This is a genomic window from Streptomyces sp. SID5643 (genome assembly GCF_009872555.1).
In the GTDB taxonomy this organism is placed as follows: domain Bacteria; phylum Actinomycetota; class Actinomycetes; order Streptomycetales; family Streptomycetaceae; genus Streptomyces; species Streptomyces iakyrus.
Genome location: NZ_WWIC01000331.1, coordinates 2,501 through 25,054, shown reverse-complemented (window position 1 = coordinate 25,054; position 22,554 = coordinate 2,501). Strand labels below are relative to the sequence as shown.

Genomic DNA, 22,554 nt, shown 5'->3' with positions numbered 1-22,554 from the left:
GAGCGGCCTACACACCGCGCATGGCACGGACGGGCTAGTTCGCGCCGGTCACTCCTCGGCGATCTTGCCCGCGTAGATGTCGTCGGCCGCCGGCAGCCGTACGCGCGCCGGAGCCCCGAAATCGTAGAGCAGCGTGGTCGAGGCGACGGCCACCGGGCTCTTCTGCTGTCCGTTCAGGAAGCTGAAGCGGTGCCTCACCTTGCGGATGCGTCCCTCGTCGTCGAGGTAGGCGTCGAACGGCACCGCGGCGGTGGCGAACCCGTCGGCCGCCGCCTTGAGGGAGGCCTCGTTGCCGTCCGAGGCGCGCCGGGCCGCGTCCCCGAGATCCGCCGTCCCCCGGTAGTGCCGCACTCCGGTGCCCGCGACCTCCGTCCTGCCCACGTACGCCGCCGTACGCGTCCCGAGCAGCACCTCGGCCGCTGTGAAGGGATCGGTGGCGCCGCCGGTGACGAGGTTTCCGTCGGACAGGGTCCGCGTGTCCACCCGCACCCATTTGTCCGGGGGGACACCGGCCCCCCGGTTCTTCATGAACAGCGCACCCGGAGCGAGCAGTTCGGTGATCGGCCGGCGCTCGGCGACTCCCGCGGGATCCTGCGGCAGCAGCACCTTCAGCTGCCCCATCCGCTTCCGGTAGTCGTACACCCCGGCACCCCGGATGGTCACCCGGGTGCCGCCGGCGGCCATCTCCATCGACGTACGGGCCTTGGAACTCCCCGCGTCCACGAGTCGGTCGGCGGCCTGCCGCAGCACCACGACCGCGTCCCCGCCGCGGGAGTCGCCGGCGACCGCGTCACCCCCGGAACACCCCGCGGTAGCGAGCCCCGCCCCGGCCAGGGCCGCGGCCGCGACGACCGCCGCACCCGCCCGCCCGCGCCGCCGTTCGCCCTGCCGCCCAGTCATCGCCTGCCTACCCCCAGCCGGTACGTCCGTCACGGGCCCCCTGTTGTTCCGGTTAACGACGGGTATGTGCCCCCGTCACGCGAGCCCCCGCGGACCGCCGTACGAACCCTTCACCCGGGGTGGGTAACGTTGTCGGCGTGGCGCAGCAGGACGGGCTGGAAACTCCCCCCAACCTCCCGGAACACCGCACGACGACCATGGAGAAGGGCCGCTTCTGCATGGCCCACTGCACCTGCGGCTGGCGCGGCCCGGCACGAAGAGCCAGGAGCCAGGCCCGCACGGACGCGGAGCGGCACACGACGCCTTGAGGCCCGTGGCGGAGATGTTCCGCCCGGGGCCGGACCATGGAACCCTGACCTCCACCAGCCCGTCTCCCAGGACGGAACCACCGGGAGGCCCCATGGAACGGCGCACGATCCTCACAGCCGGCACGGCGGCGATCGCCGCGGCCGCGACCCCCTTCACCACCGCCTGCACCCCGTCGGGCGACCGCTCCGGGGCCACGCCCTCCAACGCCTCGCGCATCACGACCACCTCGAGAGCCGCCGCCGCCAACTGGTCCGCCCTGGCCCGCGACCTCGACGGCTCCCTGGTCCGCCCGGGCGACGCCGACTGGTCCGCGGCCCGGCAGCTCTACAACACCCGCTTCGACAGCCTGAAGCCCGCCGCGGTCGCGTACGTGTCCCACCCTGAGGACATCCGCACAGCCCTGGCCTACGCCCGCGCGAAAGCCCTGCGCGTGGCGATCCGCAACGGCGGCCACTCCTACGCCGGCTGGTCCTCCGGCGACGGCCGTCTGATCATCGACGTCTCGAAGCTCAGCCGCGTCCGGGCCTCCGGCACCACCGCGGTGGTCGGCGCCGGCGCCAAACTCATCGACGTCTACCGCGCCCTGGCCGCCAAGGGCGTCACGATCCCCGCCGGTTCGTGTCCGACCGTCGGCGTCTCGGGCCTCACCCTCGGCGGCGGCCACGGCGTGGTCTCCCGCGCCTACGGCCTGACCTGCGACAGCCTCACCCGGGCCACCCTGGTCACCGCCGACGGCAAGCAGCTCACCGCCGACGCCCGGGAGAACAAGGACCTCTTCTGGGCCCTGCGCGGCGCCGGGAACGGCAACTTCGGCGTCGTCACGGAACTGCACTTCAAGACCCACCCGGCCCCGCAGGGCGTCTCGGCGTACCTGTCCTGGCCCTGGTCCAGGGCGGCCGCGGTGGTGAAGGCCTGGCAGGAGTGGGGGCCGTCGCAGCCCGACGAGATCTGGTCGTCCCTGCACCTGGCGAACGCCGCGGGCGGCACCCCGACCGTCTCGGTCGCGGCGTTCTCCCTCGGCACGTACGGCGAGCTGAAGAACGCCGTCGACCGCCTGGCCGACCGCGTCGGCGCCCCGGCCCGCAGCGTCTCCCTGAAGCGGCGCTCGTACGAGGAGTCGATGGAGGTGTACGCGGGCTGCTCCTCGTTCCCGACGGACGCGCAGTGCCATCTGCCGGGCTCGACCCCGGGGCGTTCCCCGAAGGGCGCGCTGGGCCGGGAGACGTACGCGGCGGCGTCGGACTTCTTCGACCGCTCGCTGTCCACGGCCGGCATCCGCACGCTGCTCTCGCAGATCGGGTCGGTGCGCGGCGGCACGGGCAGCATCGCGCTGACCGCCCTCGGCGGTGCGGTCAACCGCGTCTCCCCCACGGCCACGGCGTTCGTCCACCGCCGCTCGCGCATGCTGGCCCAGTACATCGCCGCGTGGCGGGCCGGCACGAGCGGGGCGACGGCCCGCGACTGGCTGGCCTCCGCCCACAGGTCGATGCGCCCGTACGCCTCGGGGGCGGCGTACCAGAACTACACGGACCCGACCCTGACCGACTGGCGCAAGGCGTACTACGGCGATGCGGCCACGCGCCTGACGAAGCTGAAGAAGCAGTACGACCCCGACCGCTTCTTCACGTATCCCCAGGCGCTGTAGGGCTGTTACGCGGCGAGGTCCCGCTCCGAGGGCCGCTCACTGCGCGCCTCGGGGATCACCGTGTCCGCTCCCGACGCCCGCCCTCTGCCGCGCACCAGCCACCCCACCCGGGGCGAGCGCTCGACGGCCTTGACCACAGGCGTCAGCAGGGCCATGGCGAGCGGCGACAGCAGCAGCGCCACGGCCGTCCCCAGCGCGAAGCCGCCCACGACGTCCGTCGGGTAGTGCACGCCCATGTAGACGCGGATGAACCCGCCGAACAGTGCCAGCACCAGCCCGATGAGCCCGAACTTCCGGTTGGCGACGAACAGGCCGACCGCCAGTGCCATGACGATCGTCGCGTGGTCGCTGACGAACGAGTAGTCGGTCTTGCCCTGGACGAGCACTTCGAGCCCCTGGTGGTCCAGGAACGGCCGGGGCCGTTCCACGAACCCCCGTATGGGCACGTTCACCAGCACGGCGACCCCTGCGGCCAGCGGGGCCCAGACCAGTGCGGCCACGGTGGAGGCCGCGTCCTCGTCGCCCCGCCGCCGTACGGTCCACCAGCACCACACCACGAGCAGGACGATGGCGAGCAGCAGCCCGTACTCACCGACGTACTCCATGACGCGGTCGAACCAGGCCGGCGCGTCCTTGGCCAGGCCATTGATGTCGTACAGCAGGTCGACGTCAGGGTTCGACCCGGAATCGGCGAGTCCAGCCATGGCGCTGCGGCCCCTTCGTCGTCTCTTTGGCGCAGCTGTGCGTGCGCCGCTCCTGCCACCCCCGTGGTTGTAGATCCGCTTCCGCCGCACGCGTGCGTGACGCGTGCCGTATGAACGTCCGCTCGGCTACGTCACCAGGAACGCATGGTCCCCGTTGATACGTTCCACACTCCACCGAATGATCACGCAGACGTTATCGAAGAGAGACACGTCTTCGCAGCTCAGGGGGTGGGTTCACACACGGTTCACACCGTCGTGGGCAGTGCTTTCGCGCCATCTTCGGTGACGCGGGTGGCTCCGAAGTAGTCGGGGGTGTCGATCGGGTCGAACCGGATGACGGCCCCGGTCCGGGGCGCGTCGATCATGTACCCGCCTCCGACATAAATGCCGACATGCCGGATGGCTCGGGAATTGGTGAGGTCGTCCGAGAAGAACACGAGGTCGCCGGGGAGCAGTTCGTCCCGCGAGGGGTGCGGACCGGCGTTGTACTGGTCGTTGGCGACACGCGGCAGCTTGATGCCCACGGTCTCGTAGGCGGCCTGGGTCAGCCCCGAGCAGTCGAAACGTCCGCCCTGCTCAGCGGTGCCGGTACCACCCCAGAGGTAGGGCGTGCCGAGCTTCGTCTGCGCGTACTCGATCGCGGCGGCCGCCTGCTCGGAGGGCTCGACCCGCCCGACCGGCGCCGCGAAGCTCTCCGAGAGCGTCGTGATCCGCTTCACGTAGTTCCGGGTCTCGCTGTACGGCGGCACGCCCCCGTACTTGATCACCGCGTACGCCCCCGCGTTGTAGGCGGCCAGCATGTTCTCGGTCGGATTCCCGCCAACCTTCTTCACGTACGACGCGAGTTCGCAGTCGTAGGAGGCGGCGGAGGGGATCGCGTCCTTCGGATCCCACACGTCACGGTCGCCGTCGCCGTCGCCGTCGATGCCGTGGCTGGCCCACGTTCCGGGGATGAACTGCGCTATGCCCTGCGCGGCGGCATGACTCTGCGCCCTGGGGTTGAAGCCGCTCTCCTGGTAGAGCTGCGCGGCGAGCAGGGCCGGGCTGATGGCGGGGCAGAGGTTGCCCCACTTCTGCACGAGGGCGGCGTACGCGGCGGGCACCGCGCCCTTGGCCAGCGTTTTCGCCCCGCCGCCCGCGCCGTTGACCAGGTTCCCCGCGACGAGGTAGACCCCGACGACGAGCAGCATCACGAAGGCCAGGGCGGAGCTGATGGCGACACTCGCCACGATCCATGCCTTACGCACCGTCAACCGCCCCTCACCGCCCAGGAGTCCGTTGGTCAGTGTAGAGGCGGCCGGCACGCCCGGGAATGATCACGGGGAGGAGAGTCGGGGCGGACGGAGGGGCGGGCCACAGCACGGGCAGCACGGCGAGAGCACGGCGGTTGCGGCCCGGCGCACGGGTTCACGGCCCGTCACGGATCCCCGGCCGCCCGCTTCACGTCCCGTCACGGAGCCGCCGCCGCCTGCTCGTACAGCCGCCGCGCCTGCGCGCCGAGGACCACGCTGTAGGAGACGCCGGAGGTCGTCCCGCCCTGGTCGTGCCCGCCGAGCACCCCGACGACCTGCCCGTCCCCGTTCACCCAGGGGCTGCCGCTGGTGCCGCCGCCGAACCCGGGGCACGCGATGCGCTGCTGGGTGCGGCCGAGCGCGTGCGGTTCTGCGGCGCAGCTGACGGCCGTCTCGCGCGCGTCGGGATACCCGGTGACGGTCACCGCGGTGGCCCCGGTCGCCGTGCCCGTGACGAACCGGTTCCCGCCGACGGCGTCCTGGACCTCCTCCCCGCCGCGGGGCGCGACCGCGGCGAATCCCACGTCGCTGTCCTCGTCCCGCCCCTCGGCCCACCCGCGGGCCAGGAACCGCCGCCGCACCGTCCACTCCCCGTAGGGCGCACGTCCGTCCCGGTAACCCGGCACGAAGACCAGCCCTGCGCCACCGCCCAGGCAGTGCGCCGCCGTGACGATCAGATTCCGGTGCGGGGCGTCCACCACGGACGCCGTACAGAAGTGCCGTCCCCCCGCGGCGGGCACGAGCACCCCGACCCGCGCGTCCCGCGCGGTGACGGTCACCCCGAGCGGCCCGCCCCCGTCGTCGGCGGTGGCCACGGACACGGCGAGGAGGGCGACGAGCAGGACGACGACGGTCAGGACGCGCTTCACCGGGGGGACTGTGCCGGACGAAGGTGAGAGGAACGTCAGACGCCTGCCTGCTCGTCCCGCGCGAGCGGGAAGTGTGTGCCCGTCAGGTCCTCCGACACCCGCCACAGCCGCCGGGCCGTCAGCGGATCGCCGGCCGCGCGGGAGCGCCCCACCAGGGTCGGGGCCCCGCGCAGCTCGCCCAGGCCGTCGGGACCCACGTAGCTCGCCCCCGGAAGATCCGCGGTGGCGGCGTACAGGGTGGGGAGGGCGCCCGCGCGGTCGTCCTGCGCGAAGAACCTGTTGCCGAGGCGCATGAAGGCGCGCAGCACCGGGCTGGCCGCGTGGCTCTGGAGGTTGGTTGCCGCGTACCCGGGGTGTGCGGCCAGGGCGCGGACGGGGGAGCCCGACTCCGTGAGGCGGCGCTGAAGTTCCAGGGTGAACAGCAGGTTGGCGAGCTTCGACTGGGCGTAGGCGCGCTGCGGGGTGTAGTCCGCCGCCAGGTCCAGGTCGTCGAAGTCGATTTTCACGCCGCCCCAGCGGTGGGCGCCCGAGGAGACCGTGACGACACGGTCGGTGATGTGCGGCAGCAGCAGGTTCGTCAGGGCGAAGTGCCCGAGATGGTTCGTGCCGAACTGCATCTCGAAGCCGTCCTTGGTGCGCTGCCTGGGGAGCATCATCACGCCGGCGTTGTTGACGAGGAGATGCAGCGGGCCCTGCCAGGCCTCGGCGAAGGCCCGCACGGAGGCCAGGTCCGCCAGGTCCAGCCGGCGCACCTCGGTGCTGCCGTGGACGGCCGCCGCCGCGGCCCGCCCGCGCTCGGTGTCCCGTACGGCGAGGACGACGTGCGCCCCCGCCCGGGCGAGCGCGTCGGTCGCGGTGAGACCGATGCCGCTGTTGGCGCCGGTGACGACGACGGTCCGCCCGCCGAGGCCGGGCAGGCGGTCCGCGCTCCATGTACCGCCGCTCTGGGTGTTCGTCTTCTCAGCCATGACCCGAATGTAGGCGCCGCCAACAATGCTGTCAATGACAACAATGATGGCACCGCCAACATCGGGATACGATGGTGCGCATGCCAGCCAGCCGACCGGCGGAGAGCCGCCCCTACCACCACGGAGACCTGCGCTCCACCCTGCTCGCCGGCGCTGAACGCACCCTGCGGGAGAAGGGGACCGGCGCACTGTCGCTGCGCGAGCTGGCCCGGGAGGCGGGCGTCAGCCACGCCGCGCCCGGCCGCCACTTCAAGGACAAGCAGGCCCTGCTCGACGCTCTGGCACTCGTCGGCTACGACCGGCTGGGGCAGGCGTTGTCGGCCGCCGACGACCCCGCCCTCCCCCTGGAGCGGCGGCTCACCGTGCTCGCCCGGGCCTACCTCGCGTTCTCGATCGACAACGCCGAGCTGCTGGAGCTCATGTACGCCCGCAAGCACGAGCCGGGCGCCTCCGAGCAGATGGCCGCCGCCGTCGACCGGACGGTGGGCTCCCTGGAGCGGGTCATCGCCGACGCCCAGGAACGCGGCGAGATCGTCGCGGGCGACCCCCAGCACCTGACCCTGCTGACCGGCGCCGCCCTCCAGGGCATCGCCTCCTTCGCCGCGGGCGGCATGCTCGCACCCGAGGCGGCCCTCGACGGCATCGAGGAGTTCGTCCATCTCCTCCTGCACGGCCTCAAGCCACGCTGATCCCGGCCTCCAGGGTCACGTCGCACCCGTCGCCCGGCCATCGGCCCGTCAGCGACCGGTAAGCCCCGCACTTCCTTCAGTAAACCGGTGACAGACCGTCACCGGGGCACGCCACCCGGGGCCGTGAGGGCACGGGGGCCGGCCGAAGCAGAAGGGGCCGCGGCTCCCCAGCCGCGGCCCCTCGCCTTGCCGGGTAGCCTTCACCCCGGGAACACCGGCGCGACCACTCACCCGATCAGCCGTCAGAAACAGCCCACAAAGGTGAGAAAGGCCGCAAGAGGGCACAACGACGGAACCACACACCAGGTTCCGCTCCGGCCTCATTGCCCGGCGTGACCTGCCGTGATACACAGAGTGACCATACGATCCTTCGTACACCACCCGTCACCTCCCCTAGGGGCAGGAGCGAAAGGGTGGCAAGGTATTCGTACGAAACCCGCCAATCAATGACGCCAAGTCGACATCCGACAGCATCATTGTCGGCGAGAATGAGGCCTGACCTCTGCACGACCGCAGAGGGTGCGGAACTACCCAACAGGGGCGGTGACTTACATGCTCTTTGCGGCCGACAAGGGAGACATCAACACCATCATCGGCGGGATCGCTCCGGACTGGGGCCCCTTCGGCAGCCTGGGCAACGAGGCGAAGGTGATGATCGAGGTCGTGATGGCGGTGGCCATCCTGCTCTGCCTCGGCATCGCCATCTGGGGCGCCGCCAAGCAGCGCATCGGAGCGACCGCCCTGCGCGACACCTTCAGCGCGGAGCAGGGCAAGGGCCTCATCATCGCGGGTCTGACGGGAGTCTTCATCATCGGCTCACTCGGCACGCTGTTCACCATCGTGTACGGCATGGCCGTGTAGCCCGGGCACCGACCGCCCGGCCGGGCACGCCCGGTTCCCTCTCCATCCCACCCGCCCGTCGTGCCCACCGGCTGAGGTTGCGTTTCCCTGATGTCGAGTCACCACACCGCGCCCGCGCGGGAACCAGCACGGCTACCGTCGTACGAGGAGTATGAGAAGTACGACCGGTACGAAGTGTTTCCGCACGACGTGGAGGGGGCGTACGCGGCATGAGTCTCGGTGACGAGCACGAGTCCTCCGGCGGTTACGGCGGCACGGGCCAGACCCGCACCCGCCTGCCCGACTCCGGCGACGCCTTCGGCGACCCCCGCCGCCGCTCCTCCTCCCGCAGCCTGGTCACGGTGGTCGGCGTGGTGGTCCTCCTGATCGCCGCGATCGCCTTCGCGAACCGGGGGGACGGCGACCCGTCCTCTTCGACGGACGGTTCCTCGGGCAAGCCGGAGACGTCGGCGACGGCGCCCTCCGGCAAACGCCCCGTCACGGCCAAGTCCGCCGCCGGCATCCCGTCGGGCTTCGCCCAGGACCAGGAGGGCGCGGAGAGCGCGGCGGCGAACTACGCCGTCGTCCTCGTATCGGCCGACATCCTCAAGCCCGCACGGCGACCCGAGATCGTCCGCCAGGTGTTCGACGCCGGCAAGGTCCCCGAGCTGGAGAAGAACCTCGACCGGGTCTACAGCAAGGCGTTCCTTGAGAAGGTCGGCCTGGACGCGAACGGCGACGCCCCGAAGGGCAGCACCTACGTCTCCCGCACGATGCCGGTCGGCACCAAGGTCACCGACTTCTCGGGCAGCGCCGCCACCGTCGAGGTCTGGTGCACCGGCGTGTTCGGGATGACGGGGGAGGGCTCGCAGAACCCGGTCACCAACGACTGGTTCACCATGACCCTCCAACTGCGCTGGGCCGACGGTGACTGGAAGGTCGACAGCTTCTCCCAGAAGGAAGGCCCCGCGCCGGTCAACGGCGACAACAGGGTGTCGACATCGGAGGCCATCTCCAAGGCCGTCGAGGAGTTCGGAGGGTTCACGTATGCCCGGTAGCCCGCCCCGCGCAGTCAAGGTCGCCGCAACCCTCACCGCCGTGCAGACCGCCCTGGTCCTGTTCGCCACCCGGGCGGCAGCCGCTCCCACGCCCTCTCCCAGCCCCAGCCCCAGCAACGACAACTGCTCCCTGCTCTCCGGCCGGGCCCGGGAGATCTGCGAAGGCGACACCGGCAGCGGATCCGGCAGCGGCACCTCCCGCCTCGACCCCACCTCCACCCTCGACCCCCTCTCCTCCCTCGCCAAGGGCTGCGCCGACGCCGCCTCCTGGACCGTCGACAAGCTCAGCGAGGCCGTGAAGGAGACCGCCAACGTCGACTTCACCAACCCCAAGTTCCTCCAGCAGTACGCCGTCGTCTTCGCCGCCTCGACGATCCTCACGCTCCTGCTCTGGCTCCTGGCCGTCGCCAAGCGAGCCGTCCGCGGCGTACCCCTGGCCACCGCCCTCTCCGAAGCCATCGGCTTCCTGTGGCTCACGGTGCTGGCCTCCGCCTTCACCCCGCTGATCCTTTACACCGTCGTATCGGCCACCGACGGCATCACCGAGGTCCTCGCCAAAGCCACCGGCGACCAGACCGACGCGTTCTTCGGCACGTTCTCCGAGGCCCTCAAGAAGGGCGAGGACATCGGCGGCGGCCCGATCATGCTGATCGTCGTCTCCCTGGTCAGCATCCTCGCCGCCGGCGTCCTCTGGCTGGAGCTCGTCATCAGGGCCGCCCTGCTCTACGTCGGCGCCCTCCTCGGCACCGTCGTCTACGCCGGCCTCGTCGACAAGAACCTCTGGGGCCACGTCCGCCGCTGGGCCGGCATCATGATCGCGGTCATCCTCATCAAGCCGGTCATCGTCATCGTCCTCGGCCTCGCCGGCGCACTCTCCGCCGACGACGGCCCGAACGCCTTCTCCGCCGTCGTCTCCGGCCTCGCCATCATCCTGCTCGCCATCTTCGCCAGCGCGATGATCTACCGCTTCGTCCCCGGCTTCGGCGACGAGATCGCCGGCTCCCGCAACAACCGCCTCATGCAGGGCGCAGAAGGCAAGGCCGCGGCCGTCATCAGCTCCCCGGCCACCCTCGTCGCGCAGGGCATCAAGACCCACAGCTCCCGCGCCGACAACAACGGCGGAGGCGGCCAGTCCTCCGCCCCCCGCCCCGGCAACCCCGCCTCCGGCGGAGTCGCCGCGCACAGTGGGCGCACCTCGAACGGCGGCGGCGGATCTGTCCCCTCCGCCGCACCCGCCCCCCGTTCGAGCAGCCCCGTCAACACTCCCCACGCCAGCAACACCCGCAACAGCAGTACCAATCGCACGGGAGGTGAAGGGCGTTGACGACCGAGTCCCACGTGTCCCATCCGGTCACGCCCCGCCGGACATACCTGATCGGCCGCGCCCGGCCGAACGCCATCATCGGCCGCAACCGCGAGACCGGCGAGATCGCCCTGATCGTCGTGGGCGCGTTCCTCGGCATGATGTGCGGCCTCCTCGTCCCGGTGCTGTCCCTGCGCATCGTGCTGCTCGCCGGGTTCCCGATGCTGGCGCTGGCCGCGGTGTACGTGCCGTACAAGCACCGCACGTTCTACAGGTGGTTCGAGATCAACCGCAGCTACAAGCGGACCCTCAAGCAAGGCACCACCTACCGCTCCACCGCGATCGAGGCCGGCACCCGGCTGGACGGCAAGGAGATCGAGGTCGGCCCGCCCCCCGGCATCGGCCGCATCACCTGGCTGGCCGCCCCCTTCGGACCCGACGAGATCGCCGTGCTCCTGCACGCCGACCGCAAGACCGTCACCGCCGCCATCGAGATCGAGGGGCCCGGCGTCGGCCTGCGCGACAGCGAGGACCAGGAAGCCCTCGTCGACCGCTTCGGCACCCTGCTCAAGCACGTGGCCAACGGCGACGGCTTCGTCACCCGCCTCCAGATGCTGGCCCGCACCCTCCCGGCCGACCCGGACGCCCACGCCAAGGACGTCGCCGTCCGCGGCGACGACAAGGCTCTGCCGTGGCTCCAGGAGTCCTACGACCAGCTCCAGTCGATGGTGTCCACCAGCAGCGAGCAGCACCGCGCCTACCTCGTCGCCTGCATGCACTACACCCGCGACCTCGCCGCCGAGGCCAACGCCATGGCCCGCGCCGCCCGCGCCCACGGCGGCAAGGTCGACCGGGACGCCGGACTCGCTGTCGTGATGGCCCGCGAGCTCACCGACATCTGCTCGCGCCTCCAGGAAGCCGATATCCGCGTCCGCCAGCCCCTCGGTCAGGGACGGCTGGCCTCGCTGATCCACTCCATGTACGACCCGGACCACCCCATCGACCACATCCAGGCGATGACCAAGCGCAACGCCTGGCCGGCCGAGCTGGACGCCATGGAGCCCACTTACCTCCAGGCCAAGACCCGCGAGTCCTCCACCCGCGCCCCCTGGTGCCACGCCACGGCCTGGGTGAAGGAGTGGCCGATGACCCCCGTCGGCGTCAACTTCCTCGCCCCGCTCCTCGTCCACACCCCGGACGTCATCCGCACGGTCGCCGTCACCATGGACCTCGAACCCACCGAGGTCGCCATCGAGCGCATGCTGACGGAGAAGACCAACGACGAGGCCGAGGCGTCCCGCGCCGCCAAGATGAACCGCACCGTCGACCCGCGCGACATCGCCGCCCACTCCCGGCTCGACCAGCGCGGCGAGGACCTCGCCAGCGGCGCGGCCGGCGTCAACCTCGTCGGCTACATCACCGTCTCCTCCCGCAACCCCGACGCGCTCGCCCGCGACAAGCGCACGATAAGAGCGTCCGCGGGCAAGTCGTACCTCAAGCTGGAATGGTGCGACCGCGAGCACCACCGCGCCTTCGTGAACACCCTTCCCTTCGCCACCGGCATTCGGAGGTAGGACCTGATGCGGGACCCGCTGTCCGTCCTCACCGACGCCTTCACCTCCTTCCTCTTCGGGAAGGTCGAGACGACCAGGCTCCCGGTGCGCACGTCCACGGGCCAGGCCCAGGCGGTCTACCTCCCGACCGCCGCACCGGGCCTCGGCGACTCCGGCGTCATCATCGGCCGCGAGGTGTACTCCGGAAAGGGCTACATCTACGACCCCTTCCAGCTCTACGGCCAGCAGCTCCCCGCCCCGCACTGGCTGGTCCTCGGCGAGTCCGGCAACGGCAAGTCGGCGCTGGAGAAGACGTACGTCCTGCGCCAGCTCCGCTTCAAGGACCGCCAGGTCGTCGTCCTGGACGCCCAGGGCGAGGACGGCGTCGGCGAATGGAACCTCGTCGCGCAGGAGCTGGGCATAACTCCCATCCGCCTGGACCCGACAGCGGCCCTGGACATGGGCATCCGCCTCAACCCGCTCGACCCCGCGATCACGACGACGGGCCAGCTGGCCCTGCTCCGGACGATCATCGAGGTCGCCATGGGCCACGGCCTGGACGAACGCTCCGGCTTCGCCCTCAAGGTCGCCCACGCCTACGTCAACGAGACCATCGTCGACCGCCAGCCGGTCCTCACCGACATCGTCGAACAGCTGCGCCACCCCGAACCCGAGTCGGCCGAGGCGATGAACGTCGCCATAGACGACGTACGGGCCTGGGGCCTCGACGTCGCCCTGGTCCTGGACCGCCTCGTCGACGGTGACCTGCGCGGCATGTTCGACGGTCCGACGACGGTCGGCATCGACCTCGACGCCCCGCTCATCGTCTTCGACCTGTCCCACATCGACCGCAACTCCATCGCCATGCCCATCCTCATGGCGATCGTCGGCGTGTGGCTGGAGCACACCTGGATCCGCCCCGACCGGAAGAAGCGCATCTTCCTCGTCGAGGAGGCCTGGCACATCATCAACAGCCCCTTCGTCGCCCAGCTGTTCCAACGCCTGCTGAAGTTCGGCCGACGCCTGGGTCTGTCGTTCGTGGCGGTGGTCCACCACCTGTCGGACGTCGTCGACGGGGCAGCCGCCAAGGAGGCGGCGGCGATCCTCAAGATGGCCTCGACCAGGACGATCTACGCCCAGAAAGCCGACGAGGCGAGGGCGACCGGCCGCGTCCTGGGCCTGCCCCGCTGGGCGGTGGAGATCATCCCGACCCTCACCCCCGGCATCGCCGTCTGGGACGTCAACGGCAACGTCCAGGTCGTCAAACACCTCGTCACGGAGACCGAACGCCCCCTGGTCTTCACCGACCGCGCGATGACCGAGTCCTCCGCCGAACTCGCGGACGACGCCCTGCACGCCGCCGAACTGGAGGCGGAGGAACGGGCCGCGGCCTTCGTGGAGCACCACCTGGGCGACTCCGAATCGACGGTGGCGTAGGCGCAAGGGGAGGACCGCGTGAGACCGGACGACCGCCACACCCAGCGGGACGGCCAGGGAGGCATCCCCGACGGCCTGCTGGTCGGCATACTCGCGTTCCTCCTCGGCATGACCGTGCTGGTGTGGACGGCCACCGGCCTCGCCGCCCTGTTCGCCCACGGCTCCTGGCCGTCCGGCCTCACCTTCGCCCACACGCCCCTGGCCATGCGCGAACTCGTCGCCCAGCCCCACGACATCCCCGACGCCTGGCCCGGCACACCCCCCGGCGAACTCTCCGGCTACGGCCTTTTCTGGGGCCTGTTCATCGGCCAGCTGATGATCCTGGTCGTCCTGACGGTGTTCGTGATGGGCACGCTGGCCCGGTGGCGGGCGGTCCGCGCGAGACGCCGGGAGGAGAGGATCCTGGCGGCGGAGGAGCGGACGGTGTCCGGCACACCGGCCCGGCGAGCCACCGCGTACGCGGCACACGAACCCGTGCAGCACGAGGTCACGCCCCCGGCGCAGCACCACGGCCCCGCATCGACGCAACACGAGGTCCCGAGCCCGGCACAGCACGAGGTCCCGACACCTCGCCGCTCGCCCTCCGGCCCCGCGAACCCCCTGGACTCCACGACGAGCCTCCTGGACTCCACGACGAGCCCCGCCGGCTCCCCACAGCCGGGGATGGTCCCCGCGACTGCGGCATCCCTGTTCGGACAGGGACGGGTGGGCGGGTGGGAGAAGATCCTCGTAGCCCCGAGGGAAGCCCGCCAGGCCACCGCCACCCAGGCCGTACGCGACGCGGAAGGTCCCGCCCTCGTCGTCACCTCGAACCCCGCCCTCTGGCAGGAGACCAAGGACGCCAGAGCCAAACTGGGCCCCACGCACCTCTACGACCCCCTCCACCTCTGCGACACCCCCTCCCGGCTCCACTGGTCCCCCACAGCCGGCTGCGAGGACAAGGCGACGGCAACCACGAGGGCCACCGCCCTCCTCACCCCCGTCCGCCCCACCGCCAAACTCGACCAGGCCCTCAGCGACACCGCCGAGATACTCCTGCGGAGCTACCTGCACGCCGCGGCGATCGACGGCCGCACCATCCGCCACGTCCACCGCTGGTCCCAGGGCACCCAGATCCAGGACGCCGTACGCATCCTGCGCACCAACCCCAAGGCCGCCCCCGGCTCAGCGGGCGAACTCGAAGGCGCCCTCACGGCCCACCCCGAACGCCGCGACATGGCCCAGCAGCTGACGACCCGTGCCCTGGCCGCCCTCTCCACGGTCAACATCCGCGAGGCCTGCACTCCCAACCGAACTGATGCACTCGCCTTGGATTCCTTCGTCCACGAAGGGGGCACGCTTTATGTGGTGGGGGAATCCATCGAGGACCCCAGGACGAACCCGGGCGCGATGCCCCTCCTGACGGCCCTCGTCTCCAGCGTGGTCGAGCGCGGCCGGCACATGGCCGAACGGTCATCGGCCGGTCGCCTCGACCCACCAATGACGCTCGTCCTGGACGACGTCGCGGCCGTGGCCCCGCTTCCCCAGCTTCCGGAGCTGCTGGCCACCGGAGCGGACCGGGGCATGCCGACCCTGGCCCTGCTCCGGTCCCGCGAACAGGGCCGCGCCCGCTGGCCGCACGACGAACTGCCCGTCTAGGCGCCGTCACTCCCGCTCGAGCACGAACTCCAGCTCCAGCTCCCCGGCGTCCCCCAACGGCACCGTCACCCCGCTCGGCAGGAACCCCACCCGCCGGTAGAAGCGCTGCGCCCGCCCGTTCTCCTCGTGCACGATGAGCCGGACCCGCTCAAGACCCCGCCCCCACGACCACTCCAGGGCCGCGTCGAACAGCACCTCGGTCAGCCCGCTCCCGCGCTCCTCGGGCCGTACGAACACGCCGACCACATGCCCCTGCTTCCGCTCCACCGGAAACCCGGCCCAGTCCGTCGTCCCGGGCTCCTCCACCAGCACGGTCAGCGTCGCCACCCACCGGCCGTCCGGCCCCTCGGCGATGATCTGCTGCGCCTTGTCCGCCCCTTCGGCAACCCCCGCGGTCCGCTTCTTCCAGAAGGCGTCCGGCCGGGCCACCGCCTCCTCGTACGTCTCCAGGAAGGCCAGGTGCGCCACCGGGTCGCGCAGCGCCACGAGCCGCAACTCCTTCGCCGCAGGCCACTCATCAGCACGGACGGACCGGATCACATAGCTCATGCGGCCACGGTAGTACCCCGGTACGACGCCCCTCACCCCGATTACCCCGCCGGTCCGACGCCCGCCGCCCCCGCACGCACGAGCATCGAACCATGCTGACGGCACACGAACTCACCAAACGCTACGGCGACCGGACGGTCGTCACGGACCTGTCCTTCAGCGTCCGCCCCGGCACCGTCACGGGCTTCCTCGGCCCGAACGGCGCCGGCAAGTCCACGACCATGCGGATGCTCCTCGGCCTCGACGCCCCCACCCGCGGCCACGCCACCGTCGGCGGACGCTCCTATGCCGCCCACCCCGCACCCCTCACCGAGGTCGGCGCCCTGCTGGAAGCCCGCTCGGTCCACCCCGGCCGCACCGCCTATCACCACCTGCGCGCCCTCGCCCACACCCACGGCATCCCCCGCAGCCGCGTCGAACACGTCCTCGGCCTCACCGGCCTGACCGACGTGGCGCACCGCCGCGTCAAGGGCTTCTCCCTCGGCATGGGACAACGCCTCGGCATCGCCGCCGCCCTCCTGGGCGACCCGGCCACGCTCATCCTCGACGAGCCGGTCAACGGCCTCGACCCGGAGGGCGTCCTGTGGATCCGCAACCTGCTCAAGTCCCTCGCCGCGGAGGGCCGCACCGTCCTCGTCTCCTCCCACCTGATGAGCGAGATGGCCCTCACCGCCGACCACCTGGTCATCATCGGCCGCGGCCGCCTCCTCGCCGACACCACGGTCACCGACTTCGTCCGCGACTCCGGCGCCGGCACCACCAAGGTCGTCACCCCGGACGCCACCGCCCTCGCAGACCTCCTGGCCACCCCCGGTGTCGACATCACCACCGACAGCCCCGGCATCCTCCACATCCGCGGCACGGACGCCCGGCACATCGGCCGCACCGCGGCCGCCCACGGCATCCCCCTCTACGAGCTGACCCCGGGCGCTGCCTCCCTGGAGGAGGCCTTCATGGACCTCACCCGCGACACGCTGGAGTACCCGGCGACCCTGGAAGGAGCAGCGGCATGACCACGACGACCCTCCCCTACCGCGTGACCCCCGCCCGCGTCCTGCGCTCCGAGTGGCACAAGCTCTGGACCCTGCGCTCCACCTGGATCACCCTCGCCGTCACGAGCCTCCTGACCGCCGCGATGGGCGCGGGCCTCGGCGCCGCCTACGACGGCTCCGGCGAAGGCGGCATGGACCCCGTCATGTTCACCCTGCTCGGCACCCAGTTCGCCACGATCAACCTCGGCGTCCTGGGCATCCTGGCCACCGCCGGCGAGTACTCCACCGGCCAGATCCGCGCCACGATCACCGCGGTCCCCCGACGCCTGCCCGTCCTGTGGTCCAAAGCCGCCGTCCTGGCCGCGGTCGCCCTCCCCCTCACCCTGGCGACGAACCTCCTCACCTTCCCCTTGGCCCAGGCCTTCCTCGACGGCACCGACCTCTCCGCCTCCCTCGGCGACCCGGGCGTCCTGCGCGCCCTCGCGGGCAACGCCGCCGGCCTCACCCTGCTCGCCGTCCTCGCCCTCGCCATCGGCGCCCTGCTCCGCTCGGTCCCCACGGCCATCGGCGCCTTCATCGGCCTCGTCATGATCCTCCCGGAGATCCTGGCCATGCTTCCGTACGCCTTCGTCGACGACGCCGTCCGCCACTTCCCCGGCAAGGCCCTCGAAGCTCTCACCACGGCCCAGCCCCAGCCCGGAGCCGCCTCCCCGGGCGCCTCCCTGCTGGCCATGCTCCTGTGGACGACGGCCGTCCTCACGGTGGCCGCGGTGGTCCTGCGCCGCAAAGACGTATGACGCCCGGCACCGAACCCCTCACGATGGTCCCCGTGACGGAAAACCGGGCGCCGGAGCCCCTCACCGCATACGCCCAGCGCCTCACCCACAGGATGCGTGCCTTCGACCGGCGCCACCCGCTGCTGTGGGACCTCCACTTCACCGGCTTCTGGGTCACCGCCGCCCTGATCGACTACGCGGGCGGCGGCTGGCGCAACAACGCCCATCACCTCGGCGTCCCCGGCTGGCTCCTCCTGACCCTGAGCCTCGGCCTGTCGGCCCCGCTCCTGTGGCGCCGCACCCACCCCGGCACGGCACTGGCCGCCATGGCCCCCTTCGCCCTCGTCAACGCCTGGACCGGCGCCGCCCTCCAGGCCGCCCTGCTCCAACTCGTCCTCATCTACCACCTGGCCCTGCGCCGCCCGCTGCGCAACCTGTGGTGGGCGACGGCCCTGGTGATGACGCCGGTCCTCGTGTCGGCCCTCCGCCACGGTGAGGGCACCTGGGACCAGCAGATCGGTTCCCACCTGATGTCCATCACCGTGGCCGCCCTCATCGGTGCCACGGTCCGCGCCCGCCGCGACCACACCGAGGCCCTGGAGGACCGCGCCCGCCGCCTGGAGACCGAACGCGACCAGCAGGCCCAGCTCGCCGCCGCCGCCGAACGCGCCCGCATCGCCCGCGAGATGCACGACATCATCGGCCACAACCTCTCCGTCATCACCGGCCTCGCCGACGGCGGCCGGTACGCGGCCGCCAAGTCACCCGAGCGCGCGGCCCAGGCCCTCGACGCCATCGCCACCAGCAGCCGCCAAGCCCTCACCGAGCTCCGCCGCCTCCTCGACGTCCTGCGCGAGGAAGAGCGGCACCAGGCCGACCTGACTCCCCAGCCGGGCCTCACCGACCTCGACCGGCTTCTCGACGGCGTACGCTCCGCCGGCCTCCCCGTCAGCACCACCACCCACGGCGTCCCCACCCTCCCCCCGGGCCGCCAACTCACCGTCTACCGCGTCATCCAGGAAGCCCTCACCAACACCCTCAAGCACGGCGGCCCCCACGCCACCGCACAGATAGAGCTCTCCTACGAGAAGAAGGCCGCAGTCACCGTCACGATCACGGACACCGGCAAGGGCAGCGCCATCGACGGGAGCTCACGGAACGGACGCGGCCTCCCCGGAATGCGCGAGCGAACCGCCCTGTACGGCGGCACACTTGAGGCCGGCCCCCGCCCCCACCCGGAGCAGGGCTGGCGCGTCCGCCTACGTCTCCCGGAGGAATCCCCGCAGTGACCACGGTCCTCATAGCCGACGATCAGCCCCTCCAGCGCTTCGGATCCCGCATGCTGCTGGAGAGCCAGGACGACATGACGGTCGTGGGCGAGGCGGCGAACGGCAGCGAAGCGGTCCGCATGGCGGCCGAGCTCCATCCCGACGTCGTCCTCATGGACATCCGCATGCCCGGCCTCGACGGCATCGAGGCGACCCGCCGCATCACCGCCGCCGGCGACCGCACCCGCATCCTGATCGTCACCACCTTCGACCTGGACGAGTACGCCTACGCCGGGCTCAGAGCAGGCGCCTCCGGCTTCCTCGTCAAGGACGCCCAGCCCGAGGAACTCCTCGCCGGCATCCGCGCGGTGGCCACGGGAGACGCGGTGGTAGCCCCCAGTCTGACCCGCCGCCTCCTGGACGCCTACGTCCACCATTTGCCGGCCGGTCCCTCGTCGGAAGCCCTGCCCCAGGACGACCCGCGTCTCGCTTCCCTGACGGACCGGGAACGCGAAATCCTCACGGTCATCGGCAAGGGCTGGACCAACACGGAAATAGCCACGCGCCTCCACCTGGCCGAGTCGACGGTGAAGACCCATGTGGGCCGTATTCTCGCCAAGACCGGCTCCCGCGACCGCATTCAGGCGGTCATCCTGGCGTACGACACCAAGCTGGTCCAGACGTCCTGAATCTCTGAAACGCTCTGAAACGCTCTGAAACGCTCTGAAACGCAGAAAACCCCCGCATCCGAAGATGCGGGGGTTTTCCAGAAGAATTGTTCGGCGGCGTCCTACTCTCCCACAGGGTCCCCCCTGCAGTACCATCGGCGCTGTAAGGCTTAGCTTCCGGGTTCGGAATGTAACCGGGCGTTTCCCCTACGCTATAACCACCGAAACACTATGAAACTGTGAACCGCCGCACCACGTGTGGCACGTGGGGCTGTTCGTGGTTTCAGAACCAACACAGTGGACGCGAGCAACTGAGGACAAGCCCTCGGCCTATTAGTACCGGTCAACTCCACACGTTACCGTGCTTCCATATCCGGCCTATCAACCCAGTCGTCTACTGGGAGCCTTACCCTCTCAAGGAGGTGGGAATACTCATCTCGAAGCAGGCTTCCCGCTTAGATGCTTTCAGCGGTTATCCCTCCCGAACGTAGCCAACCAGCCATGCCCTTGGCAGAACAACTGGCACACCAGAGGTTCGTCCGTCCCGGTCCTCTCGTACTAGGGACAGCCCTTCTCAATATTCCTACGCGCACAGCGGATAGGGACCGAACTGTCTCACGACGTTCTAAACCCAGCTCGCGTACCGCTTTAATGGGCGAACAGCCCAACCCTTGGGACCGACTCCAGCCCCAGGATGCGACGAGCCGACATCGAGGTGCCAAACCATCCCGTCGATATGGACTCTTGGGGAAGATCAGCCTGTTATCCCCGGGGTACCTTTTATCCGTTGAGCGACGGCGCTTCCACAAGCCACCGCCGGATCACTAGTCCCGACTTTCGTCCCTGCTCGACCCGTCGGTCTCACAGTCAAGCTCCCTTGTGCACTTACACTCAACACCTGATTGCCAACCAGGCTGAGGGAACCTTTGGGCGCCTCCGTTACTCTTTAGGAGGCAACCGCCCCAGTTAAACTACCCATCAGACACTGTCCCTGATCCGGATCACGGACCCAGGTTAGACATCCAGCACGACCAGACTGGTATTTCAACGACGACTCCCCCTGAACTGGCGTCCAGAGTTCAAAGTCTCCCAGCTATCCTACACAAGCCGAACCGAACACCAATATCAAACTGTAGTAAAGGTCCCGGGGTCTTTCCGTCCTGCTGCGCGAAACGAGCATCTTTACTCGTAGTGCAATTTCACCGGGCCTATGGTTGAGACAGTCGAGAAGTCGTTACGCCATTCGTGCAGGTCGGAACTTACCCGACAAGGAATTTCGCTACCTTAGGATGGTTATAGTTACCACCGCCGTTTACTGGCGCTTAAGTTCTCAGCTTCGCCCAGACGAATCTGAGCTAACCGGTCCCCTTAACGTTCCAGCACCGGGCAGGCGTCAGTCCGTATACATCGCCTTACGGCTTCGCACGGACCTGTGTTTTTAGTAAACAGTCGCTTCTCGCTGGTCTCTGCGGCCACCCCCAGCTCAGGAGGAAAACTCCATCACCGGGTGTGGCCCCCCTTCTCCCGAAGTTACGGGGGCATTTTGCCGAGTTCCTTAACCATAGTTCACCCGAACGCCTCGGTATTCTCTACCTGACCACCTGAGTCGGTTTAGGGTACGGGCCGCCATGAAACTCGCTAGAGGCTTTTCTCGACAGCATAGGATCATCCACTTCACCACAATCGGCTCGGCATCAGGTCTCACCCTGTATGAGTGGCGGATTTGCCTACCACTCGGGCTACACCCTTACCCCGGGACAACCACCGCCCGGGATGGACTACCTTCCTGCGTCACCCCATCACTCACCTACTAACCGCTTGGTTCAGCGGCTCCACCACTCCCCTTTGCCCGAAGGCTCCGGGGCGGCTTCACGGCCTTAGCATCACGATGCTCGATGTTTGACGCTTCACAGCGGGTACCGGAATATCAACCGGTTATCCATCGACTACGCCTGTCGGCCTCGCCTTAGGTCCCGACTTACCCTGGGCAGATCAGCTTGACCCAGGAACCCTTAGTCAATCGGCGCACACGTTTCTCACGTGTGAATCGCTACTCATGCCTGCATTCTCACTCGTGAACCGTCCACAACTACCTTCCGGTGCTGCTTCACCCGGCACACGACGCTCCCCTACCCATCCACACAGGCGTTGGCCCTATTGTGTGAATGACACGACTTCGGCGGTACGCTTGAGCCCCGCTACATTGTCGGCGCGGAATCACTAGACCAGTGAGCTATTACGCACTCTTTCAAGGGTGGCTGCTTCTAAGCCAACCTCCTGGTTGTCTCTGCGACTCCACATCCTTTCCCACTTAGCGTACGCTTAGGGGCCTTAGTCGATGCTCTGGGCTGTTTCCCTCTCGACCATGGAGCTTATCCCCCACAGTCTCACTGCCGCGCTCTCACTTACCGGCATTCGGAGTTTGGCTAAGGTCAGTAACCCGGTAGGGCCCATCGCCTATCCAGTGCTCTACCTCCGGCAAGAAACACACGACGCTGCACCTAAATGCATTTCGGGGAGAACCAGCTATCACGGAGTTTGATTGGCCTTTCACCCCTAACCACAGGTCATCCCCCAGGTTTTCAACCCTGGTGGGTTCGGTCCTCCACGAAGTCTTACCTCCGCTTCAACCTGCCCATGGCTAGATCACTCCGCTTCGGGTCTTGAGCGTGCTACTCAAACGCCCTATTCGGACTCGCTTTCGCTACGGCTTCCCCACACGGGTTAACCTCGCAACACACCGCAAACTCGCAGGCTCATTCTTCAAAAGGCACGCAGTCACGAGAACAAGGCAAGCCTTGCTCCGACGCTCCCACGGCTTGTAGGCACACGGTTTCAGGTACTATTTCACTCCCCTCCCGGGGTACTTTTCACCATTCCCTCACGGTACTATCCGCTATCGGTCACCAGGGAATATTTAGGCTTAGCGGGTGGTCCCGCCAGATTCACACGGGATTTCTCGGGCCCCGTGCTACTTGGGTGTCTCTCAAACGAGCCGCTGACGTTTCGACTACGGGGGTCTTACCCTCTACGCCGGACCTTTCGCATGTCCTTCGCCTACATCAACGGTTTCTGACTCGTCCCACGGCCGGCAGA

The 22,554-nt window shown here is 69.4% G+C and carries 19 protein-coding genes and 2 rRNA genes (1 of these 21 running past the window's edge); 13 read left to right on the top strand and 8 right to left on the bottom strand.

The annotated features are described in order from the left end of the window. Positions 1 to 48: 48 nt before the first annotated feature. The gene (locus GTY56_RS35115; protein ID WP_161369325.1) at positions 49 to 900 is read right to left on the bottom strand and encodes an SCO4651 family lipoprotein; all 852 of its coding nucleotides are present in this window, start codon (positions 898 to 900) and stop codon (positions 49 to 51) included. A 137-nt stretch (positions 901 to 1,037) separates the two neighbouring features. Between GTY56_RS35115 and GTY56_RS40175 the strand changes: the two genes are divergently transcribed. Further along, positions 1,038 to 1,208 (top strand): hypothetical protein, encoded by a 171-nt coding sequence (locus GTY56_RS40175; protein WP_202511167.1) that lies wholly within the window; start codon positions 1,038 to 1,040, stop codon positions 1,206 to 1,208. A 92-nt stretch (positions 1,209 to 1,300) separates the two neighbouring features. Beyond that, the gene (locus GTY56_RS35110; RefSeq protein ID WP_161369324.1) at positions 1,301 to 2,854 is read left to right on the top strand and encodes an FAD-binding oxidoreductase; all 1,554 of its coding nucleotides are present in this window, start codon (positions 1,301 to 1,303) and stop codon (positions 2,852 to 2,854) included. Between the two features lie 5 nt (positions 2,855 to 2,859). Here the strand turns inward: GTY56_RS35110 and GTY56_RS35105 are convergent, their stop codons facing one another. From GTY56_RS35105 to GTY56_RS35090, 4 genes are all read right to left on the bottom strand, one after another. Further along, complete coding sequence (locus GTY56_RS35105) at positions 2,860 to 3,558, bottom strand: phosphatase PAP2 family protein (protein ID WP_161369323.1); 699 nt, start codon at positions 3,556 to 3,558, stop codon at positions 2,860 to 2,862. Between the two features lie 245 nt (positions 3,559 to 3,803). Beyond that, positions 3,804 to 4,805: an NlpC/P60 family protein gene (locus GTY56_RS35100; protein ID WP_161369355.1), complete on the bottom strand. Its 1,002-nt coding sequence runs from the start codon at positions 4,803 to 4,805 to the stop codon at positions 3,804 to 3,806. 203 nt (positions 4,806 to 5,008) lie between these two features. After that, positions 5,009 to 5,719 (bottom strand): trypsin-like peptidase domain-containing protein, encoded by a 711-nt coding sequence (locus tag GTY56_RS35095; protein ID WP_161369322.1) that lies wholly within the window; start codon positions 5,717 to 5,719, stop codon positions 5,009 to 5,011. A gap of 35 nt (positions 5,720 to 5,754) precedes the next feature. Continuing rightward, the gene (locus GTY56_RS35090) at positions 5,755 to 6,687 is read right to left on the bottom strand and encodes an oxidoreductase (RefSeq protein ID WP_161369321.1); all 933 of its coding nucleotides are present in this window, start codon (positions 6,685 to 6,687) and stop codon (positions 5,755 to 5,757) included. Positions 6,688 to 6,758: 71 nt separating this feature from the next. Between GTY56_RS35090 and GTY56_RS35085 the strand changes: the two genes are divergently transcribed. From GTY56_RS35085 to GTY56_RS35055, 7 genes are all read left to right on the top strand, one after another. Next, on the top strand, positions 6,759 to 7,376 hold the full coding sequence (locus tag GTY56_RS35085) for a TetR/AcrR family transcriptional regulator (protein ID WP_161369320.1): 618 nt from the start codon (positions 6,759 to 6,761) through the stop codon (positions 7,374 to 7,376). A 552-nt stretch (positions 7,377 to 7,928) separates the two neighbouring features. Further along, positions 7,929 to 8,237, top strand: coding sequence for a DUF8827 family protein (locus GTY56_RS35080; RefSeq protein WP_003991275.1), 309 nt, complete (start codon positions 7,929 to 7,931; stop codon positions 8,235 to 8,237). Between the two features lie 209 nt (positions 8,238 to 8,446). Further along, the gene (locus GTY56_RS35075) at positions 8,447 to 9,274 is read left to right on the top strand and encodes a DUF8175 domain-containg protein (protein ID WP_161369319.1); all 828 of its coding nucleotides are present in this window, start codon (positions 8,447 to 8,449) and stop codon (positions 9,272 to 9,274) included. Beyond that, positions 9,264 to 10,598 (top strand): hypothetical protein, encoded by a 1,335-nt coding sequence (locus GTY56_RS35070; protein WP_161369318.1) that lies wholly within the window; start codon positions 9,264 to 9,266, stop codon positions 10,596 to 10,598. Before GTY56_RS35075 ends, GTY56_RS35070 begins: the two co-directional genes overlap by 11 nt. Then, positions 10,595 to 12,151: an SCO6880 family protein gene (locus GTY56_RS35065; protein WP_107456698.1), complete on the top strand. Its 1,557-nt coding sequence runs from the start codon at positions 10,595 to 10,597 to the stop codon at positions 12,149 to 12,151. The genes GTY56_RS35070 and GTY56_RS35065 overlap by 4 nt, the downstream gene beginning before the upstream one ends. A 6-nt stretch (positions 12,152 to 12,157) precedes the next feature. After that, positions 12,158 to 13,567 (top strand): ATP-binding protein, encoded by a 1,410-nt coding sequence (locus tag GTY56_RS35060; RefSeq protein WP_161369317.1) that lies wholly within the window; start codon positions 12,158 to 12,160, stop codon positions 13,565 to 13,567. 18 nt (positions 13,568 to 13,585) lie between these two features. Further along, a complete protein-coding gene (locus GTY56_RS35055; protein ID WP_161369316.1) occupies positions 13,586 to 15,205 on the top strand; it encodes a TraM recognition domain-containing protein in 1,620 nt (539 codons plus the stop codon). A gap of 6 nt (positions 15,206 to 15,211) precedes the next feature. Here GTY56_RS35055 and GTY56_RS35050 read toward each other — a convergent pair whose 3' ends face one another. Then, positions 15,212 to 15,754: a GNAT family N-acetyltransferase gene (locus tag GTY56_RS35050; RefSeq protein ID WP_161369315.1), complete on the bottom strand. Its 543-nt coding sequence runs from the start codon at positions 15,752 to 15,754 to the stop codon at positions 15,212 to 15,214. Between the two features lie 92 nt (positions 15,755 to 15,846). Between GTY56_RS35050 and GTY56_RS35045 the strand changes: the two genes are divergently transcribed. Genes GTY56_RS35045 through GTY56_RS35030 form a run of 4 tightly spaced genes read left to right on the top strand, consistent with a single transcriptional unit; the run spans position 15,847 to position 19,479 of the window. Then, the gene (locus GTY56_RS35045; protein ID WP_161369314.1) at positions 15,847 to 16,767 is read left to right on the top strand and encodes an ABC transporter ATP-binding protein; all 921 of its coding nucleotides are present in this window, start codon (positions 15,847 to 15,849) and stop codon (positions 16,765 to 16,767) included. Further along, a complete protein-coding gene (locus tag GTY56_RS35040; protein WP_161369313.1) occupies positions 16,764 to 17,543 on the top strand; it encodes an ABC transporter permease subunit in 780 nt (259 codons plus the stop codon). Before GTY56_RS35045 ends, GTY56_RS35040 begins: the two co-directional genes overlap by 4 nt. 23 nt (positions 17,544 to 17,566) lie before the next feature. Next, positions 17,567 to 18,811 carry a sensor histidine kinase gene (locus GTY56_RS35035; protein ID WP_161369354.1) on the top strand — a complete coding sequence of 415 codons (1,245 nt, stop codon included), beginning with the start codon at positions 17,567 to 17,569 and terminating at the stop codon, positions 18,809 to 18,811. After that, a complete protein-coding gene (locus GTY56_RS35030; RefSeq protein WP_161369312.1) occupies positions 18,808 to 19,479 on the top strand; it encodes a response regulator in 672 nt (223 codons plus the stop codon). Before GTY56_RS35035 ends, GTY56_RS35030 begins: the two co-directional genes overlap by 4 nt. Before the next feature lie 88 nt (positions 19,480 to 19,567). Here the strand turns inward: GTY56_RS35030 and rrf are convergent. After that, a 5S ribosomal RNA gene (gene rrf / locus GTY56_RS35025) occupies positions 19,568 to 19,684 on the bottom strand. Between the two features lie 87 nt (positions 19,685 to 19,771). Further along, positions 19,772 to 22,554, bottom strand: a 23S ribosomal RNA gene (locus GTY56_RS35020) (it continues 338 nt past the right edge of the window).

What these genes read in the sequence shown, in the direction of transcription:
- GTY56_RS35115 (WP_161369325.1), bottom strand. Translation starts at nt 900, where the DNA reads ATGACTGGGCGGCAGGGCGAACGGCGGCGCGGGCGGGCGGGTGCGGCG.
- GTY56_RS35110 (WP_161369324.1), top strand. Translation starts at nt 1,301, where the DNA reads ATGGAACGGCGCACGATCCTCACAGCCGGCACGGCGGCGATCGCCGCG.
- GTY56_RS35105 (WP_161369323.1), bottom strand. Translation starts at nt 3,558, where the DNA reads ATGGCTGGACTCGCCGATTCCGGGTCGAACCCTGACGTCGACCTGCTG.
- GTY56_RS35090 (WP_161369321.1), bottom strand. Translation starts at nt 6,687, where the DNA reads ATGGCTGAGAAGACGAACACCCAGAGCGGCGGTACATGGAGCGCGGAC.
- GTY56_RS35085 (WP_161369320.1), top strand. Translation starts at nt 6,759, where the DNA reads ATGGTGCGCATGCCAGCCAGCCGACCGGCGGAGAGCCGCCCCTACCAC.
- GTY56_RS35080 (WP_003991275.1), top strand. Translation starts at nt 7,929, where the DNA reads ATGCTCTTTGCGGCCGACAAGGGAGACATCAACACCATCATCGGCGGG.
- GTY56_RS35075 (WP_161369319.1), top strand. Translation starts at nt 8,447, where the DNA reads ATGAGTCTCGGTGACGAGCACGAGTCCTCCGGCGGTTACGGCGGCACG.
- GTY56_RS35070 (WP_161369318.1), top strand. Translation starts at nt 9,264, where the DNA reads ATGCCCGGTAGCCCGCCCCGCGCAGTCAAGGTCGCCGCAACCCTCACC.
- GTY56_RS35060 (WP_161369317.1), top strand. Translation starts at nt 12,158, where the DNA reads ATGCGGGACCCGCTGTCCGTCCTCACCGACGCCTTCACCTCCTTCCTC.
- GTY56_RS35050 (WP_161369315.1), bottom strand. Translation starts at nt 15,754, where the DNA reads ATGAGCTATGTGATCCGGTCCGTCCGTGCTGATGAGTGGCCTGCGGCG.
- GTY56_RS35045 (WP_161369314.1), top strand. Translation starts at nt 15,847, where the DNA reads ATGCTGACGGCACACGAACTCACCAAACGCTACGGCGACCGGACGGTC.
- GTY56_RS35040 (WP_161369313.1), top strand. Translation starts at nt 16,764, where the DNA reads ATGACCACGACGACCCTCCCCTACCGCGTGACCCCCGCCCGCGTCCTG.
- GTY56_RS35035 (WP_161369354.1), top strand. Translation starts at nt 17,567, where the DNA reads ATGGTCCCCGTGACGGAAAACCGGGCGCCGGAGCCCCTCACCGCATAC.